Here is a 17,939-nt window from a genome sequence, read left to right on the forward strand (position 1 = left end):
ACTCCTAACTTCTCTACATAACTATGAACTCTACAACCAGCAAATCTAAGGAATTTGAACAACACTATTCGGAGACACTTTCAGATTATGTAACTGCGATCGCTTGGTCGCCACAAGGTAAAACTTTAGCAGCAACTTCCGCCGCCGGTGAAGTAGTTGTGTGGAATGATGGCGAACTCACAACCTTACAAACTGGTAACGGTAAATCATTAGACTGTCTAGCTTTTTCAACCGATGGAAAATTTTTAGCCGTTGGTGGACAAGATGGACAGGTGAAAATTTGGCGCGACACTGAATTAATCGCCACGTTAGAAAATGCCCCCGCATGGGTTGACAAGCTAGCTTGGAATTACACCAGTAACCAACTGGCTTTTAGTTTAGGGCGTTACGTCCAAGTTTGGGATGCAGATACTCGTAAAATTGTTGTGACGCTGAATTTTGAAAACTCGTCAGTATTGGGCATTGATTGGCGCATTGATGGGCAATACTTAGCCATTAGCGGTTATCAGGGTATCAAGATTTGGCATAGTCAAAACTGGGATGAAGAACCATACATCTTGGATATGCCTAGTGTCAGCGTAGCGATGGCTTGGTCGCCCGATGGCAAATTCCTTGCTTCTGGCAATATGGATCGTAGTGTCACCGTTTTAGAATGGAATAACCCTGATCCTTGGGTAATGCGTGGCTTTCCTGGGAAAATTCGCCAATTGGCATGGTCAGAAGCTACTACTAAAGTGGGTGCGCCAATACTGGCATCTTCTAGCGTTGAAGGTATTGTGGTGTGGGAAAAGCTAGAGGATGATTCTTTAGGTTGGGAAGCGCGAGTATTAACAAATCATGTAGATGTGATCAATGCGATCGCCTTTGCACCCAAAAGCTTCCTTCTCGCTTCTGCTGCTGCTGACGGCTGGTTATGTTTGTGGAAGAAAGCTAAGGAAGTATCCCAAATTATCACAGGTGTCTCAGCAGGCTTTTCCAGCCTAGCTTGGCATCCCCAAGGTAAGTTCCTGGCCGCAGGGGGTGAGCAGGGTGAATTAGTTGTATGGTCAAAGGTTTTGCGGGGTCAAGGATTTGGACGCAGTTAAAATAATTCGTAATTCGTAATGACGCTCGAGGACTCGCTAACGCTGCGCTAACGTAATTCGTAATTAAATACCGTTACATCCCAGATTTTGCAGGTTTCTCAGGTAAGTCCTGTAATATTTTCGGCAAGGGGCACCGAGAAACTGAAGAATCCAACGTCGTTCATCCGTAAGATTGGCAATTTGTTTAACGTTGGCGATCGTTACTAGATGAATCGACATAAAACACTGAAACACCCAACGCATAGTGGGAGTGGCAGTAGGCTTATCCACCTGATTGTGGATGGTCTGTTTAGCTGAATCCAGAGCTTGACGCAGTGCCCTTTGTCCCAGAGAATAAACTAATAGGCACAGACCCATGACCATCGCTAGTGCTGCAACCCGGTCTGGTGAGTTAAGGAAGACACTTGAGGTGAAAAAAAGAGGGTCTTTGAGGAACCGAAAACCCCGCTCGGTAGATTGTTGAGCCTTGTACTCCCGCAGCAAGTCATCGTTGCTCAACTGCTCAACATCACTTAGTTGATTGGCATCAAGAACATTTGTCGCCAAGATAAACCTTCCGGCTTTTTGGACTTCAACTTCTACAGCAGTTTCCTTGGGCGTTAGTGTTGCACAAATCCGGTAGTGAGAAGTCGCCACAGCATCCTTTCGGGGTCTGCCACGTCCTTTGTGTTGCTTGTTTTCAATTACTTGGATATCAACAAGCTGATATAAGGGCAGCTTAGATTCAAAGCGTTGAACTGCTAGTAGTGCATCCTTTTCACAGGCAAACTGTTGTTGACATAACTGCCTGAGTTCAGATTGAGCTTTCGATAACTGTTTGGCTAAACGTTTGTCTAACTGTTTGAGGTCAGCCTCTTTCCGTGCTTGACTCTCAACGACTACCCAACGTTGTTGCACATCAGCATAATTACTACAGCACGACGCAATACGGTAACCTGGCAATGAACTCTCCATAAACGCCTCTTGGTGGACGTTATCTAACAGGTGTTTAGCAGCAGTAAGGGTCGCAGGCACTCTTGAGAGCCAACGTAGTTGTTGCATTTGTTTCAGGTTTTCTTCCGTATAAAGTGCCGCGTCCGCTACAAACAAAGCGTCGATTTGCCACTGCTGTTTAAAGTTGGCGATATCCTGTACCCTGATATCTAATGGTGATGCTGTCATGATTCTAAAATGCAGCATTTAGGTCATTTTCAAAAATACAGCATTTACGATCGCACCTGCAGAATCTGGGTTACATCAAGGTATTTATACGCAGACTGAAAAAAAGCGCCACTTATAGACGTTGACCGAAAAGCGAGACGCAAGCCCCAAGATCAGACATGGGGATAAGTCGGTGGCGGATTTATCCGCAGTAAAACGATTGCGTGGCTTTAGCCACAGTGGTATAATCCCAGTAAGAAAAAGCGAGTAAGAATAACCATCTGCGTGTTGAACCATCCTAGTACGGAGCAATCCCGGCAACGGACATATCCGACTCGATTCGGAATAGTTAAAGGGCAAATAATGGCAGGGTGTTGAGCGTACCTAACTGGCGTTGTGATGGACTCCCAAAGCAATAAAAAATTTGCATATAAGCGCAATTGCAACACCTAATGCAATTGGTAGTTGTTTTGAGCGTCTAGGGTGTTTTTGCTCTTCCCCATTGAAAGTTCGTTTGTGGACTCTTCAAGAATCCCCGTCCCTTTAGGGCTGGGGAGTGTCAAATTAGCCTCTGCCTTTGGAAGAAGAGTAATTAAACCCAAAAATTACGAATTATTAAAGTTGAACCTCGGCAATTTATTGGCTATGCTGTATCAGCAAAGGTGTATTTGTGTAAATTATGAACATAATCAAACTGATTGTACTTGCCTGTCCCGCATTTCTAGTATCCATGCTGCTGGTAGTCAATCCAGCACACGCATCCAGCCTAAAATCTCTATACGCTACACAAATTATTACGGTAGCATCTACACAACAAATTCCTGATCTGGCAACACCAAAGTTGACTCAAACATCGAATCCGATTATTGATCAACTTGGTTGCAATTGTGCCAACTGTGTTCAGTCTAAATTTCAGTCGCTACAAGGCAAGCTGCCATCCGTCGGTTTTTAATAAACTTAGGAATTATGAATATTGTAGGGGCACAGCATTGCTCATAGGTGTCAACTTAACGTAAAACCCTTGCAATGACGTTATATCAAGTCCACTCAATTACTAATTAAGCCACTAATTAAGCCGTCGGAACCCCACCCCGCTTTTGTCTAACGACAAAATCTCCCCTCCCCGTGAACGGGGAGGGGATTAAGGGGAGCCAGTGCGGTCTTGGGGTTCACCTGCGTGGAGCCGGATAGCGTGTGGGGTAAAATGACTGTGGAATGAAGCTCTCTGACTTAAGTTGACACCAATGAGCATTGCTGTGCCCTTATTAATTTTATGAGCTTTTTGTCCGTGGCGATCGCCTACGGCACGCACTCGTTGCGGCATAATTATTTATGATCTTCGCTAAAGGTCACGCCTGAAAAACAAGGTAGAGAAGCTGTTAGGTAAATTCCTAGATACTGAGAAAGCTGCTGGTCAGCCAGTGAAATTGGTGCAATCGCCATCTGCACCCAAGCTGTTAAGCTCTTGTTAAAAGAGCTAGTCCGGGGATTAGAAAACTTGCTAGAGTGAACAGAGTTAGCCTTAATGTCTAATCCCCAAAACCTATACATCTCATGGATTTTGCTAATATTGCATCCCAGCTAAACGCTGGAACGATTTTGCCAGAGGGGATTGTTATTCTCACCCTCTTGGGGGTTTTGATTGTTGATTTGATTTTGGGGCGTACATCCGCACGCTGGATTGCATATCTAGCGATCGCAGGTTTATTTGCTTCGATTGTCGCCCTATATTTTCAATGGGACGCTCCTAATCCCATCGGTTTTACCGGTAGCTTTAATAGTGATGACCTGAGTATCGTCTTTCGCGGGATTATTGCCTTGTCTGCGATCGCCACTATACTGATGTCAATTCGCTACGTTGAGCAAAGCGGCACCGCTTTAGCAGAATTTCTCGCTATTTTGCTGAGTGCTACTTTGGGAGGGATGTTTTTATCCGGGGCTAGTGAGTTGGTGATGATTTTCATCTCCCTAGAAACCCTGAGTATTTCCTCTTATCTATTGACAGGTTATACCAAACGTGATCCCCGCTCCAATGAAGCGGCGCTGAAATACTTGTTAATTGGAGCTTCCAGTACAGCAGTATTTTTGTACGGTGTATCACTGCTGTATGGACTATCTGGAGGACAAACTGAACTAAGTGCGATCGCTAATGGCATTGCCACAGCTAAAGTGGGACAATCTTTAGGTTTAGTGATTGCGTTGGTTTTTGCGATCGCAGGTATTGGCTTCAAAATCTCCGCTGCACCCTTCCACCAGTGGACACCAGACGTTTACGAAGGCGCTCCCACCCCAGTCATCGCCTTTTTATCTGTTGGTTCCAAAGCAGCTGGGTTTGCCCTAGCCATCCGCTTGCTGACAACAGCCTTCCCCCTTGTTGCTGAGGAGTGGAGGTTTGTCTTCACTGCTCTGGCCGTTCTCAGCATGATTTTGGGTAACGTAGTCGCCCTAGCCCAAACCAGCATGAAACGGATGCTAGCTTATTCATCTATTGCCCAAGCTGGGTTTGTGATGATTGGCTTGATTGCTGGTACACAAGCGGGCTATGCCAGTATGATATTCTACCTACTGGTTTACCTGTTCATGAACCTGTGCGGCTTTACCTGCATCATCCTGTTCTCACTGCGGACGGGAACCGACCAGATTGCTGAGTACTCTGGTTTATATCAAAAAGACCCACTCTTAACACTGGGGTTGAGTATCTCCCTGCTTTCCTTGGGTGGTATTCCACCATTGGCTGGGTTTTTCGGCAAGATTTACTTATTCTGGGCTGGTTGGCAAGCAGGTCTTTATTGGTTAGTCTTGCTGGGCTTAGTTACCACCGTCGTCTCCATCTACTACTACATTCGTGTAGTTAAAATGATGGTAGTCAAAGAACCCCATGAAATGTCCGACTCGGTGAAGAATTATCCACAAGTGCGTTGGGATCTGCCTGGGCTAAGACCTTTGCAGGTCGGGTTGGTGGTAACATTAATTGCCACTTCCATAGCAGGGATTTTGTCAAATCCACTGTTTACATTGGCGAACAATTCCATCTCCAATACCCCAATTTTGCAAGCAACAATCAACACTAATGTAAAAGCAGAAAATCCACTGCTTTTACCAAAGTTAGATTCGGTTAGTCAGTCTCAACCCTCAGTTGATTATACCGCTAAGATTTAATCGAGTCTTAACCAAATTTTGTACTTAAAGAAACGTCTGTTTGCTAATGAGCAGACAGGCGTTTGTCATATTATTTAATCCTTCTCTTTTTTCTCTTCCTTCGCGTTTTTCGCGTCCTTCTCTAACGAGACGCTGCGCGAACGCGGTAGCCTGCGGCAAGCCGCTTTGCGTCTACGTTAAAAAATAACTTTGACAAAAAGTTTTAGCCTTAACTTTTATTTTTATTAAAATTAACTTGAATAATTGGTATATTTGCTACTTTAATAAATTGGAATCGTGATTATAAACTCAGAACCTTCCCCTAACACAGAATTTACTTTAAAAGTTCCTCTATGTTTTTGGACAATTATTTGATAAGCGATTGATAATCCTAATCCTGTCCCTTTTCCGACAGGTTTGGTTGTGAATAAATGGTCAAACATTTTCTGCTGAACATCAGCCGATATTCCTACACCATTATCTTGAATCCGAATCAATGCGTGATTTGTATTTTCTATGAGGGCAGTATGAATTGTAATTTGATTGGGATTTTCCTTGATTTTATCAAAACTCAGTCCAGAGTTAGACTCTTCTACAGCATCAATAGCATTTGCCAATAAATTCATAAATACTTGATTCAGTTGTCCTGGAAAACATTTGATTGGAGGAAATTCGCCATAATCTTTAACTACTTGAATATCAGGACGAATCTTATTAGCTTTCAACCGATGCTTGAGAATTATGAGAGTGCTGTTAATACCTTCATGAATGTTAAAAATAACTTTTTGTTCTGTATCTGCTCTAGAGAAAATTCGTAAGCTATTGCTAATGTTACAAATACGATCTGTGCCTTCTTTCATCGAGGAAATTAGTTTAGGCAAATCCTCGCGCATATATTCAAGGTCAATCACTTCGATTGTTTTTTGAATTTCCTGAGATGCTTTAGGATAGGTCTGCTGATAAAGGTTTATGAGATGTAACAAATTCTCAATATACTCTTGAGCCGGAGCCAGATTACCTGCTATAAAGCTAACTGGGTTGTTAATTTCATGAGCTACATCTGCAACAAGGCTTCCCAAACTAGACATCTTATTCTGCATTATCTGAAGATTAAGAAGCATCATTTCTAGTTCCTGCCTTCTTTCTTCTAAGTTATTTTGATATTCCTTTAATTCCTCAATTACTGTCCTAAGCAAAGATTCTTTTTTTTTATTTATATCTTCAAGTTTTATCCGGTCTGATTCAGAACGCTCCAATTGCTTTTGGATAATTCTATTTGCTTTTTTTAGTTCCTTAATTTCTCGTTGATAATTTGCAATTTCCATCAGCTTCTACCGATTTCCCAAAATTAAAGTTACAAAAGTTTCATTGTGAAATTGCGTCTGGCTAATTCTATCTATAGGAGCAATCTCTCCGTAAGAATAAAATCCACAGGCAGGTAAATAGCCAGTCAGACATTTCGTATTCTGGTACTCTTCTTGCGCCCTCGTGCCAAGTATTTGCCGACGAGCTACACATGAAAAAAACAACACAGCACTAGGTTCTGTACCTGGATAATTATCTAAGGCATTCATGAATGATGCTTTGGAAGCTTCAAGAATATCTTCATAAGCTGCTTCTGAAATTTGAATAATTGCTTGATCGGGAATATCTCCAAAAAAGGTTATGCTACCAGATTGCTGATTGTAAGCAATAGGTGCTCTTATATAAAACTTTTCTCCATTCTGATCAAAGACTGCTAGCGGATATTCCATTGAAGGAGGAAGCAAACCTAGATAATGATGATAAAAATCTAAAGCTGGCTTACCATCTATTTCATAGAGAATATTCTTATCTACTTTAGTCACTTTGCTTGTTTGACCAATGGGATGCCAACCACTTGCAACACCGTGGGAAAACAATATTGTGCCGGAAAAAATTAGAATTGGTACAGAATCACTTAATACTTCTGTTTGAAAAAATTGATATGTATTTTTATATCTTGACTGATCGCCTGCCAAACCACCGAATATTGGCACATGTTGCCCAAGAGCTAGTTTTAAGCCATTTAATATAGACACACCACTAGTTGTGAGGCTCTCTGGGTGAGTTAAACATAGCTTTGGGGCTGCGGTACTTTTTGCTTTAGCTTGCTCCACAGCTTGTTTAGTTGCAGTAATTGGATCACCTGAAACTTTGCGTCCAACTGCTGCATGAATTTCAACTTCGTTTGAGCAAAATAACATCAAGGTGATTGAGTCCTGCTGAAATTCTAAGACTGAAGAAATTTCTCCATCTGTTGTTCCACCAATCAACTCAATCCCCGGAAAAGCCTGATGAATTTGCTGCAAAATAAGAGAATGTTCAAAGTCAATTGCAGCAAAAAGAATTCCAGCTTTTGGTATATCTCCTGCAAGAAAACTGACACATTGCTGAATAACTTCTTCAACTGCTGATAGAGAATCTGGATCGTTACTGTGACCGACTACTGCTTTAAACATAACTTTATCTATATGGAGAATTATTTTTGCTATGATTTTCAAACGGGAAGCTTAATTATGAACTCTGAACCTTGTTCTGGTGCTGAATTTACTTCCAGAGTTCCTCCATGTTTCTCGACAACAATTTGACGAGCAATTGATAACCCTAATCCTGTACCTTGACCCACAGGCTTGGTGGTGAATAAATGGTCAAAGATTTTTTGCTCGACATCAGGTGACATTCCCACGCCATTATCTTTAATCCGAACCAAAATATGTTTTTTGTTTTCAGTGAGGCTAGTCTGAATCAAAACTTGATTGGGATTTGCTTCAATTTCAATATAGGTGCGCCCTACATTAGACTCCTCTAAAGCATCAATAGCATTAGCTAATAAATTCATAAATACCTGATTTAGTTGTCCGATAAAGCATTCTATTTCTGGCAAATTATCGTAATTTCTAATTACCTGAATTTCGGGATGATCCTCAGATGCTTTTAAGCGATGTTTGAGAATCATGATTGTGCTGTCAATGCCATCATGAATGTTGCAAGAAACTTTGCGATCGCTATCTGCTCGAGAAAAGGTTCTTAGACTGATACTAATGTCACGAATGCGCTGAACACCCTCTTTCATTGAGGAAATTAAGTTAGGTAGATCGGCAAGTATATACTTCAAATCTATCGCTGCAATTTCCTCTTTAATTTCTGGAACCGGATTAGGATAATACTGCTGATAGAGGTTAATGATATTAATCATGTCTTTAAAATATGCTGAAGCATGTTGGAGATTGCCATGAATAAAACCAACTGGATTATTAATTTCATGAGCAACTCCTGCTACTAATTCACCAAGGGCAGACATTTTTTCTGTCTGTACAAGCTGAAGTTGAGACTCTTGTAAGTCTTTTAATGCCCTAGACAACGCTGCTGTCCTTTCTGTAACTCGTTTTTCTAAATTTTTTGTGAGATTTCGTAATTGAAGATGGGTTTTAATTCTAGCTAATAATTCTTCTTCATGAAAAGGCTTGGTAATGTAATCAACTGCCCCTATATTTAGACCTTTTACCTTACTGTCAGTATCAGAATCCGCCGTCATAAAAATTACTGGAATATCACAAGTCACTGAGCTTTGTTTCAGTCTTTTGCAGGTTTCAAACCCATCTATACCCGGCATCATTACATCTAATAAAATCAAATCAGGAGGTTTAGATTCAACTTGCTTAATTGCACTTTCTCCATTCTTTTCTGTAGTAACGTTAAAACCTATATTAGTTAATATGTTAAAGACAATTTCTAAGTTTGTAGTAGTATCATCTACCACTAGAATGAAACTATCTTCTGGTAAATCAAGCGTTTTTATATCTGTCTTGTAATTCATGTATTTAACTGAATTTAACTCCTTGTTACTTATTCACTATTGGCTCTGCGATCGCAGCTAAGTCACCTTTGTTTTATTGGCGGGCTGATTGATAAATTTATAGCCTAACAATCCTATAGTTCCCAAAAACTCTGAGAACAGCAACATTCTCAGACTAAATTGCTCTATGCGACCAGGGGAGCGATCACTACAGTATTTTGGTGCATTACGCAACGCTTTCGCACCCTACATATACTTAGATTTCTGCAAACATCAAATCTTATAGATATCTGACTGTTTGGAGTCACAGGTTAAACGTCCCTTGTGTTTGTCCACAATAGACCTCTTGCATAAATCAAAAATAAAGAACCCCACAGCAGTTTTGACAATGCCAATCTTTCGTAAGGGCACAGCATGGTCTATTTCCGATCGCAGGATAATTAAGAAAAAAGCCTGCCGTTCTGCTTCGATTAAGAGCAAACTGCGGCAGGTTTAGTGGGTATTGGGCTGCTTTGCTAGACTGTCAACTTCTTCTTTTACGAAGACGCTGTGTTTCGACTCCGCTCAACATAAATTCGCGTTCGGGGAATTCAAAATTCAAAATTTATAGAGGTGCAGATAATTGCTAGTTATTTTTTCCTGCTTTTGAATTTTGTTTTCAACGATGATTTGTCAACATAAGTATTTTTGTACTAACTATTTTTACCCGCTTTTAATCGGACACCCGTTATTAGAAACGGGGTATTTTTGGCTGCGATAATAATAATGAGTACAAATGCTACTTGATTTTTTGTTTAATAAAGGTCACAACCTGAGTTAGCTGTTTCTTCAAGCCATCGATTTCAGCTTGCATTTTGACAATTTTCTCATTTAATGCATTAATTTCTGCGTTGGAGGCTTCCCCAGCACTAGGAGTAGCGTTGCTTGCCGCCGTAGGCATCGCAGTATTTGCAGCACTAGGAGTAGCGTTGCTTGCCGCCGTAGGCATCGCAGTATTTGCAGCACTAGGAGTTGCTACCGTAGCAGTGGCTACATTAGAAGTTGCAAATGTGCCATTTTTGACACTTGCTGCTGCTCCTACTGGCGCTAGCTCTGGGCGTGGCTGTTTCGCCTTGGTCATAGCTAACTTAATTGCGTTAATTAGTTGCTTCTGATCAAAAGGCTTACCCAGAAATTCAAAGTATTCAAAGGGTTCTGTGATTTTCTCAGTCACCTCTTCCTTGCGACCAGACATGATCACCAAAGGAATTTTCCTTAACTCCGGATCGGCTTGAACTTTCTGGAAAACCTCCCAGCCACTCATTTTAGGCAACAGGAAATCCAGCATAATCAGGCTGAGTTTTTCCTGAAGAATGAAATTTAGCCCTTCCAAACCGTCTTTTGCTTCCAGTACCTCAAAATTGCCCGGAGGCAACATTTCTCGTACTTTTACCCTGACAACTGTAGTGTCATCGATAACTAAAATTTTGTTGCTTGCCACGACTGTTTGCTCTAACAGAAACTTTAAGTGTAAATAGCGGCTTTGCCGATTGTCATTGAGAATTCCCCCACTATATACAAAATTTTTAGCAATTGGGGGATAGTATATTTCGGTATAAATGACATTGCTAGAGGTGTTTTGCAAAACTTTTGCTTGTGCTCTTTTCAATTTGTGTCATGGTGATATTTAAGGCTTTAGCTTTGTTCTAAGGCATAAGGGACATGGTGACACCGAGACATGGTGCATCGGTGAGAGCATCCTTGCGTCTATTCTTATCTATCATTTGTTAATTAACAGACCATTACTCTCTATCCGTATCTTGCTTAGATGTCTATGATTTCGTCACAACAAGCCGAACTAAAGTCTGAAATTATGGCAATGCCTAGCTGGTTACGTCGTCCTATTGGCAAAGCCAGTGAAATCTCTACCGTACAACGCATTATTAAGCAGCGCCAAATTCACACGATTTGCGAAGAAGGGCGCTGTCCCAACCGGGGAGAGTGCTACGCCCAAAAAACTGCAACTTTCTTACTAATGGGGCCTACTTGCACACGCTCTTGTGCTTTCTGTCAAGTAGATAAAGGTCATGCACCAATGCCTCTTGATTTAGAGGAACCCCAAAAGGTAGCCCAGGCGGTGCAGCTTTTGGGATTGCGTTATGTGGTGCTGACTTCTGTAGCCCGTGATGACTTGCCCGATCAGGGCGCAGGGCACTTTGTAGAGACGATCGCGACTATCCGCCAATTGAACCCAGAGACTCAAATTGAAGTGCTGACCCCTGATTTTTGGGGTGGTGCTGGTGTTGGGCAGTCGGGTCAACGCCAACGAATAGAGATGGTTGTAAAAGCCAAACCAGCTTGTTTCAATCACAATATCGAGACAGTGAAACGGTTAACTGGGCCAGTGCGCCGGGGAGCTAAGTACGATCGCTCCCTCTCTGTACTGGCTATGGTCAAAGAAATCGATCCGACAATTCCCACCAAATCAGGTTTGATGCTGGGACACGGAGAAACACTTGATGAAGTCGTTGAAACAATGGCTGATCTAAAGGCTGTGGGGTGCGATCGCTTGACTATCGGACAGTATATGCGTCCAACTCTTGAACATCTGCCAGTCCAAAAATATTGGACTCCAGAGGAATTCGATCAACTTGGCAGATTAGCATGGGAAATGGGATTCAACCATGTTCGTTCTGGGCCTCTGGTTCGCAGTTCCTATCATGCTGGTGAGGAGGGAGTGGGGAGTGAGGGGATGAGGGAGCAGGGGGAGATGAGGGAGTGAGGGAGTGAGAGAGTGAGGGAGTGAGGGAGCAGGGGAGGCAGGGGGAGCAGGGGAAGAAATAACCAATGCCCAATGCCCAATGCCCAATTCCCAACTTCACACAAATATTCTTGAAGAATTTGAGTATTTGGTACACCAGTTTGGTATTTCTTAAAAAGTCCTGACATTAGGAGAATCGCATTATGACTGCTAAAACGACGAAGAATTTACCAGTTGCCGACAGTGGAGCTAAACCTCCCTACGCCTTTCGCACAGGCTGGGCACTGTTCTTGTTAGCTATCAATTTTCTGGTAGCAGCCTACTATTTCCACATTATTGAGTAGTTAGAAGTGGAGTGGTGCTGCTCAAATCGTTCCTTTGAATAAACCTTTGGGACGAATGAGCAGCACCAAAATCATGATTAACAGCGCTACACCTTGTTTGTACTGTGAACCCAGCCAAGGAGTGCTGATTTCTTGGACGATGCCAATGATAAAAGCTGCTGCGATCGCACCGTAAGGGTTGCCAATCCCACCAAGAATTACTGAAGCAAATAATGGTAAAATTAAGAACCACCCCATATTCGGTCGCACGGCTGTAATCAACCCATACATACTGCCGCCCAAGGACGTAAGACTGCCAGCAATTACCCAAGTAAATAAAATCACTCGGTCAACATTGATACCTGAAACCCTGGCTAAGTCCAGATCGTCAGCAACTGCTCGCATCGCCTTACCAATTTTGGTATTTTGCAGCAGGTAATGCAGTGCCAAAATTGCTAGCACCGCCAACCCCAATACCAATAATTGATTTTGCGGCACCTTTAAGCTAAAGATGTCTAAAGCTGGCGTAACAGGTAAATTATAATTTTGGTTCTTGCCACCCCAGATAAAAATAATGCCGTTGCGAAGAAATAAGGCAAGTCCGATAGAAATAATAATCAGCGTAGTGGAAGTAGCACGAATAGAGCGCATCTTTGACCACAGTAACTTTTCCGATAACAGCATTGCTGCTACTGTTCCTCCCGCCGCCAGGATCATCGACAGCCAAATATTAACTCCAATAGTGTTTATCAGCCAGGTTAGATAGGCTCCTAGAGTTAGAAAATCACCATGAGCAAAGTTAGATAGCCGTAAAATTCCGTAGGTAAGAGTGAGTCCGACTGCCGCTAAAGCAATAATGCTCCCCACTGCAATCCCATTAACGATTAGTTGAGCGAATTGTGTATCCATAAGCCTTAAGTTGCTTTAAAAAATTTTAGGTCAATGGTTCATATAATAATTTTTTTGGAATAGCAGCTAAATTTGACATCATAAGTTATGGTTTATAACAACATAAGTTATGGTTTATAAATAAAAAAGAATTGTCCGTTAATATACATAGAATCCTTTGCGGATTTTTATGCGTAGCTAAACCAGTTCAGCGGTCTAGTTGACCATGCAGCAGTACTCAAGCTTACCAGACCAGAACTCACAGATAGATGCAAGGCCAAAACCTTTGACAACAATTCAGCAACTTCGCGCCAGGTTGTGGCTGGAGAGCAGCTTGAACCAGTTGCAAAGTCGCCTTAATGATTGCCTGCTTTCTGCTTGTAAAACTGTCCCACAGGCAGGAGCCGCAGAAGCAGAAATTTTCCAAACTGTAGTCAACGAGATTAACAGTGCTGTCAACAGCAGTAATTTGGCGCTTACAGATTGTGCCGTAGGCATCGCTTTGTTTGAACCACAAGAAACTGTTGCCACAGTTTGCTATGTTTCTTGTTCTCTATCTTCAAACTCACAACCTTTATTTCTAGAATTGCTGACAGCAGAAAAAAAGCTGCTGTTGAGATTGCAAGAGGTCATAGAACTCGAATATTTGCAGCAGCTTGAGAATCAACAACCACCGAGCGCTTGGCGGTTAGCTGATGATTTTGGCAACGTCATGGGCTGGCTAATTATTGCCACAGCGCCCCTAAACTCTGCTCGTGAGTCGCTCATAAAATTACAAGCTCAACTCAAATCACAATTGATGGTAAGGTCTGCCAAGCTCTGTACTACAGCCTTGGTACAACTTAGAAACATCCTATATTGGCAGCGACGGTATCAACAGTTAAGTAACTCTAATCAAGAATTGGAGCGCACCAATCAACTGAAAAATCAGTTTTTGGCAAACACCAGCCACGAAATTCGCACACCGCTTAGTTCTATTATTGGGTTTACCCACCTGCTTTTAGCCCAAGGGTACGAACCAACTAAAGAACGCCAGCAAGAGTATTTAAATATCATTCAGTCTAGCGGCAAGCACTTGCTAGGTCTGATTAATGATATTTTGGATCTCTCTAAAATTGAAGCAAATCAGCTGGAGGTGCAGTGGGAAACAATTGATGTGCCAATGCTATGTAGCAATGTTTTCGCACTGGTGAAAGAGAAAGCCGCTAATAAGGGTTTGAAACTCCGTCTAAAACTTGACCCCGATATCACAACCCTAGTAGCTGACCCCTTGCGACTCAAGCAAATGCTGTTGAATTTACTCTTCAATGCCCTAAAATTCACCAGCAAAGGAAGTGTTGGCTTAGAGGTTGCTTCCAAAGGTCTATTTGTGGATTTTACAGTTTGGGATACTGGCACTGGCATTTCCCAAGAAGACCAGGCTCAACTGTTTGAACCCTATTTCCAAATTGCCAAGGCTGTCGCTGGTGGTGGTGAAGGTACTGGTTTGGGTTTAGCAGTAACTAGGAAACTCGCCCAAATTCACGGTGGTTCTGTGAAAGTGGAATCTGAAGTAAATTGCGGTTCCCGTTTTACCCTTGTACTTCCCTTTAAGCAAGAAGTGGGAGTGGGGGGAGATGAGGGAGATGAGGGAGTGGGGGGAGATGAGGGAGATGAGGGAGCAGGGGGAGCAGGGGAAGAACAATCCTCCTCACCTCCTTTGCCTTTCACCCTTAGTTCTTCTGTAGATATTTTGCTGGTAGAAAATGACTTACCCAACGCTAATTTGATGCAAATTTATCTACGTAAATTGGGATATCAGGTGACTTGGGTTAAGAATGCTGCCGAGATGTGGGAAGCTTTAGCACAGTTAGACCCAGTGGTGATTTTGATGGATGTTCATCTGCCAGATGGAAATGGTCTTAAGTTGGTACAGCAGCTCCGAGAAAATCGGCAATATCAGACGATTCCGGTAATTGTTCAAACAGCAATGGCAATGAAAGGCGATCGCGAAACTTGTCTAGCAGCTGGAGTAAATGACTATATTTCTAAACCAATTGATTTACCACTTTTAGCCAGTCTGGTGGCCAAGTACAGCAAAGCCCCAATCTAAAGCGAAATTTGTTGAGTCGGGGCAGTGTCAAACGGGAGCATCCCAAATGTGTAAGTTATATCAAACCCACGTTATGAATTGTCATTGCGAGCGCAACGTAGTGGAGTGAAGCAATCCCATATCTTGCGATTGCTTCATTACGCTACCGCTTCATTCGCTTTTGACTTACACCTTCGTACAATTCTTTCCTAGAAGACGGTGTTGCTTGATTTTGCGGCTGTTGATTGACTTTCTGCTGAGTTTTTCTCTTGTCACTGCTGCTGTTTTTACTAGAATAGAATTTGCAGGGTGCTATCGGGTTTTGGCAGGATTGGGAAATGATGCTGACAGAAAAATTTGAGCAATTAAGAGCTTTATTTCAAGAAATGGAGCAGGCGTTGATTGCCTACTCTGGGGGCGTTGATAGTACTTTGGTTGCCAAAATTGCTTATGATGCGTTGGGCGATCGCGCTTTGGCTGTAACAGCTGTTTCTCCTTCGCTGTTACCAGAAGAGTTGGAAGATGCTAAAATTCAAGCTGCAACTATTGGGATTGGGCATAAAATCGTCCAGACTCACGAGATGGAAAATCCCAATTACACTTCTAACCCTGTTAATCGCTGTTATTTTTGCAAAAGTGAATTGCACGATACTCTCAAACCTTTAGCTTTAGAGTTGGGTTATCCCTATGTGGTAGATGGGGTAAATGCCGATGATTTGCATGATTATCGCCCAGGAATTCAGGCGGCGAAAGAGAGAGGGGCGCGATCGCCTTTAGCAGAAGTGGGTGTCACTAAAGTTGAAGTTCGGCAACTTTCGCAACAACTCGGTTTACCTTGGTGGGATAAACCTGCTCAACCTTGCCTCAGTTCGCGGTTTCCTTATGGTGAAGAGATTACTGTAGCTAAGTTACAACGAGTTGGTAGAGCAGAAATTTTCTTAAGAAAGCTAGGTTGGCAGAATTTGCGCGTGCGATCAGAAGTAGATACAGCACGCATTGAATTGGCATCAGAACAAATTAAAGAGTTTGTGTTAACTACGGATTTACAGAAAGTAGTTTTTGCATTTCAGGATTTCGGATTTCTTTACGTAACCCTGGATTTAGAAGGTTATCGCAGTGGTAAGTTGAATCAGGTTTTGAATCGGGAAGTCTTGGGCGTTAAACTATAGCATTTTCCTGGACTGTAGACACGGTTGTGCTTTTTTCACCTGCCTCACTTGTTTTTGCCAACTGCATCAGTGTCTCATACCAATCCGTAATCGGTAGATGGGCAGGTGCTGTTAGCTCTTGATAAACCTGTTGGCAGAGTTCTCGAAAAGCCCGGTAGCGCTCTTGACGCCAATGCTTAGTGAGTTCGCTCAGAGATGCCTCATTAAGATTCCCTAGAGCATAATTGCGGTCAAAACCATGTTGCATTGGCACAACTGTCCCATCTGCTTCGATAATTAGGGGCGATATGAGTTCAGCAAAGCTGTAGTCTTCTTGATTTATTAACGATTCTTCTGCAAAAAAGCTACCGGGATTTGAACGCAGTAAATCTTGGTGAGTTAAATCAATCTGAACAAACAGCTTGTCACCAAGGGCTTCTCGCAGACGCGTGGCTTTTAGGTAAGCATAGGATAAGATGCTGGGATTAGGTCTATATCCGACGAGGCTTTGGGTAGCATGTCCAACTTCCGCAAGTGGATGAATCTGCAATAATTTCGCCCTTTGCTCTAAGGCGAAGTTCGCAACCCAGTCTAACTCCCGGAAATTTTGTTTTGTGAGTGTAAAAATAAACCCGAATGGGATACCAGATTGGCGAACCCCTTCGAGTCGAGCCGCCATTTTTTCAAAAGCTTGCTCTGAAGAACGCATACGGTTATGAGAGGCTGGCATTCCATCAAGACTAATGGCAAGTAGATCAACCGCTCCAGTCAGCTGCTCTAAATGTCGCTCGTCCAAGAGTATGCCGTTGGAAGTAACCGTCGTATGCATCTGGCATTGATGAGCCTGTTTTAGCAGTTCGGGCAAAGGTTTGTAGACAAGAGGTTCTCCTCCTGAAAAGCTGGCAATGGTATATCCTTGTACACTTGCATCCGTAATTGCTTGTAAAAGGAGCGGGACACTGAGTTGGTCACGCTCCTCTGGGCTGGAAGAAGAGTAACAATGGAGACAGCGCAGATTGCACCGTCTGGACGGGTGGATTTGCAGAATGCGGTTAAAGTTTCCAGTAGATACCATATGCTTACTAATTACTAACTCCAATTACTCTTTCTGATCTAAAATTTTATGAAGCTTTGCAATGGTTAAGGGAAGGGTTAAAGGGTAACGATAAAAAGGAAAATTCCATCGCCACCCCTCTTCCCAAACTTCTGGAAAAAGTCTTAGAATTTCAACCCTGCTTAGAGATATCTTTAGAGATATCTAGCCTGTTAGGATTGAAGGCGGGAATCCCATTAGGAAAAGGCTTAACAGGGATTAGAGGGGTATCTAGCTCCTTGATATCGGGGATGTCAAAGGCGGGAATCCCATTAGGAAGAGGATCATTGCCTCGTGGGAAACTGAATCCCCCTTTCACCTGTTCTAGTTCTTGTATTTCTTCTGGGGTTAGATCCATAAACAATTCGTCGCCTTGAATGTCTTGCCCTTCCAGACGGTTTTCCATGATATTCTCCTTCGTTTTTACACTAAGTGCATAGGCATAGCCCATCGTAGACATCGCTAATTTCTGTGAGCGATCTGCACACATTTAATT

The 17,939-nt window shown here is 42.6% G+C and carries 16 protein-coding genes and 1 pseudogene; 7 read left to right on the forward strand and 10 right to left on the reverse strand.

The window, feature by feature from the left end; translation table 11 throughout:
• Window positions 1-23: 23 nt before the first annotated feature.
• On the forward strand, window positions 24-1,085 hold the full coding sequence (locus LC586_RS10705; protein WP_229484518.1) for a WD40 repeat domain-containing protein: 1,062 nt from the start codon (window positions 24-26) through the stop codon (window positions 1,083-1,085).
• A 63-nt stretch (window positions 1,086-1,148) separates the two neighbouring features.
• On the opposite strand, the pseudogene LC586_RS10710 reads toward LC586_RS10705, so the two are convergent.
• Window positions 1,149-2,261: pseudogene (locus LC586_RS10710) on the reverse strand (IS1634 family transposase); the annotation flags it as partial.
• A 643-nt stretch (window positions 2,262-2,904) separates the two neighbouring features.
• Between LC586_RS10710 and LC586_RS10715 the strand changes: the two are divergent.
• Complete coding sequence (locus LC586_RS10715; protein WP_229484519.1) at window positions 2,905-3,177, forward strand: hypothetical protein; 273 nt, start codon at window positions 2,905-2,907, stop codon at window positions 3,175-3,177.
• Between the two features lie 189 nt (window positions 3,178-3,366).
• On the opposite strand, the gene LC586_RS10720 is transcribed toward LC586_RS10715, so the two are convergent.
• Both LC586_RS10720 and LC586_RS10725 read right to left on the reverse strand, forming a co-directional pair.
• Window positions 3,367-3,549 (reverse strand): hypothetical protein, encoded by a 183-nt coding sequence (locus tag LC586_RS10720; protein ID WP_229484520.1) that lies wholly within the window; start codon window positions 3,547-3,549, stop codon window positions 3,367-3,369.
• Window positions 3,550-3,551: 2 nt separating this feature from the next.
• Window positions 3,552-3,776: a hypothetical protein gene (locus LC586_RS10725; protein WP_229484521.1), complete on the reverse strand. Its 225-nt coding sequence runs from the start codon at window positions 3,774-3,776 to the stop codon at window positions 3,552-3,554.
• Window positions 3,777-3,779: 3 nt separating this feature from the next.
• Here LC586_RS10725 and LC586_RS10730 point away from each other — a divergent pair, with 3 nt between their 5' ends.
• Window positions 3,780-5,384 carry an NAD(P)H-quinone oxidoreductase subunit N gene (locus tag LC586_RS10730; protein ID WP_229484522.1) on the forward strand — a complete coding sequence of 535 codons (1,605 nt, stop codon included), beginning with the start codon at window positions 3,780-3,782 and terminating at the stop codon, window positions 5,382-5,384.
• A gap of 260 nt (window positions 5,385-5,644) precedes the next feature.
• Here the strand turns inward: LC586_RS10730 and LC586_RS10735 are convergent, their stop codons facing one another.
• From LC586_RS10735 to LC586_RS10750, 4 genes are all read right to left on the reverse strand, one after another.
• Complete coding sequence (locus LC586_RS10735; RefSeq protein WP_229484523.1) at window positions 5,645-6,688, reverse strand: ATP-binding protein; 1,044 nt, start codon at window positions 6,686-6,688, stop codon at window positions 5,645-5,647.
• A gap of 6 nt (window positions 6,689-6,694) precedes the next feature.
• Entirely contained in the window at window positions 6,695-7,843 is a 1,149-nt protein-coding gene (locus LC586_RS10740; RefSeq protein WP_229484524.1) for an FIST signal transduction protein, read from the reverse strand.
• 38 nt (window positions 7,844-7,881) lie between these two features.
• Window positions 7,882-9,201: a hybrid sensor histidine kinase/response regulator gene (locus LC586_RS10745; protein WP_229484525.1), complete on the reverse strand. Its 1,320-nt coding sequence runs from the start codon at window positions 9,199-9,201 to the stop codon at window positions 7,882-7,884.
• Between the two features lie 757 nt (window positions 9,202-9,958).
• On the reverse strand, window positions 9,959-10,660 hold the full coding sequence (locus tag LC586_RS10750; protein WP_229484560.1) for a response regulator: 702 nt from the start codon (window positions 10,658-10,660) through the stop codon (window positions 9,959-9,961).
• Between the two features lie 333 nt (window positions 10,661-10,993).
• On the opposite strand from LC586_RS10750, the gene lipA reads away from it, so the two are divergent.
• Window positions 10,994-11,941: a lipoyl synthase gene (lipA, locus tag LC586_RS10755; RefSeq protein ID WP_229484526.1), complete on the forward strand. Its 948-nt coding sequence runs from the start codon at window positions 10,994-10,996 to the stop codon at window positions 11,939-11,941.
• Between the two features lie 182 nt (window positions 11,942-12,123).
• Window positions 12,124-12,264 (forward strand): photosystem I protein PsaX, encoded by a 141-nt coding sequence (locus LC586_RS10760; protein ID WP_100899884.1) that lies wholly within the window; start codon window positions 12,124-12,126, stop codon window positions 12,262-12,264.
• A gap of 21 nt (window positions 12,265-12,285) precedes the next feature.
• Here LC586_RS10760 and LC586_RS10765 read toward each other — a convergent pair whose 3' ends face one another.
• On the reverse strand, window positions 12,286-13,152 hold the full coding sequence (locus LC586_RS10765; protein WP_229484527.1) for a branched-chain amino acid ABC transporter permease: 867 nt from the start codon (window positions 13,150-13,152) through the stop codon (window positions 12,286-12,288).
• A gap of 205 nt (window positions 13,153-13,357) precedes the next feature.
• Here LC586_RS10765 and hrmK point away from each other — a divergent pair, with 205 nt between their 5' ends.
• On the forward strand, window positions 13,358-15,223 hold the full coding sequence (gene hrmK / locus LC586_RS10770) for a hybrid histidine kinase/response regulator HrmK (protein ID WP_229484528.1): 1,866 nt from the start codon (window positions 13,358-13,360) through the stop codon (window positions 15,221-15,223).
• Between the two features lie 320 nt (window positions 15,224-15,543).
• A complete protein-coding gene (larE, locus tag LC586_RS10775) occupies window positions 15,544-16,371 on the forward strand; it encodes an ATP-dependent sacrificial sulfur transferase LarE (protein ID WP_229484561.1) in 828 nt (275 codons plus the stop codon).
• On the opposite strand, the gene LC586_RS10780 is transcribed toward larE, so the two are convergent.
• Complete coding sequence (locus LC586_RS10780; protein ID WP_229484529.1) at window positions 16,361-17,425, reverse strand: radical SAM protein; 1,065 nt, start codon at window positions 17,423-17,425, stop codon at window positions 16,361-16,363. The two genes, larE and LC586_RS10780, sit on opposite strands and share 11 nt — an antisense overlap.
• A gap of 151 nt (window positions 17,426-17,576) precedes the next feature.
• Window positions 17,577-17,933, reverse strand: coding sequence for a hypothetical protein (locus LC586_RS10785; protein ID WP_229484530.1), 357 nt, complete (start codon window positions 17,931-17,933; stop codon window positions 17,577-17,579).
• Window positions 17,934-17,939: the final 6 nt, after the last annotated feature.

The sequence above is a fragment of the Nostoc favosum CHAB5714 genome (genome assembly GCF_020829495.1).
Lineage (GTDB): Bacteria > Cyanobacteriota > Cyanobacteriia > Cyanobacteriales > Nostocaceae > Nostoc > Nostoc favosum.

Coding starts and splice junctions, on each gene's coding strand:
- hrmK (WP_229484528.1), top strand. CDS start 13,358: ATGCAGCAGTACTCAAGCTTACCAGACCAGAACTCACAGATAGATGCA.
- LC586_RS10745 (WP_229484525.1), bottom strand. CDS start 9,201: ATGAATTACAAGACAGATATAAAAACGCTTGATTTACCAGAAGATAGT.
- LC586_RS10765 (WP_229484527.1), bottom strand. CDS start 13,152: ATGGATACACAATTCGCTCAACTAATCGTTAATGGGATTGCAGTGGGG.
- LC586_RS10740 (WP_229484524.1), bottom strand. CDS start 7,843: ATGTTTAAAGCAGTAGTCGGTCACAGTAACGATCCAGATTCTCTATCA.
- LC586_RS10705 (WP_229484518.1), top strand. CDS start 24: ATGAACTCTACAACCAGCAAATCTAAGGAATTTGAACAACACTATTCG.
- LC586_RS10730 (WP_229484522.1), top strand. CDS start 3,780: ATGGATTTTGCTAATATTGCATCCCAGCTAAACGCTGGAACGATTTTG.
- LC586_RS10725 (WP_229484521.1), bottom strand. CDS start 3,776: ATGTATAGGTTTTGGGGATTAGACATTAAGGCTAACTCTGTTCACTCT.
- LC586_RS10720 (WP_229484520.1), bottom strand. CDS start 3,549: ATGCCGCAACGAGTGCGTGCCGTAGGCGATCGCCACGGACAAAAAGCT.
- lipA (WP_229484526.1), top strand. CDS start 10,994: ATGATTTCGTCACAACAAGCCGAACTAAAGTCTGAAATTATGGCAATG.
- LC586_RS10715 (WP_229484519.1), top strand. CDS start 2,905: ATGAACATAATCAAACTGATTGTACTTGCCTGTCCCGCATTTCTAGTA.
- LC586_RS10785 (WP_229484530.1), bottom strand. CDS start 17,933: ATGTGTGCAGATCGCTCACAGAAATTAGCGATGTCTACGATGGGCTAT.
- LC586_RS10735 (WP_229484523.1), bottom strand. CDS start 6,688: ATGGAAATTGCAAATTATCAACGAGAAATTAAGGAACTAAAAAAAGCA.
- LC586_RS10780 (WP_229484529.1), bottom strand. CDS start 17,425: ATGGTATCTACTGGAAACTTTAACCGCATTCTGCAAATCCACCCGTCC.
- larE (WP_229484561.1), top strand. CDS start 15,544: ATGCTGACAGAAAAATTTGAGCAATTAAGAGCTTTATTTCAAGAAATG.
- LC586_RS10760 (WP_100899884.1), top strand. CDS start 12,124: ATGACTGCTAAAACGACGAAGAATTTACCAGTTGCCGACAGTGGAGCT.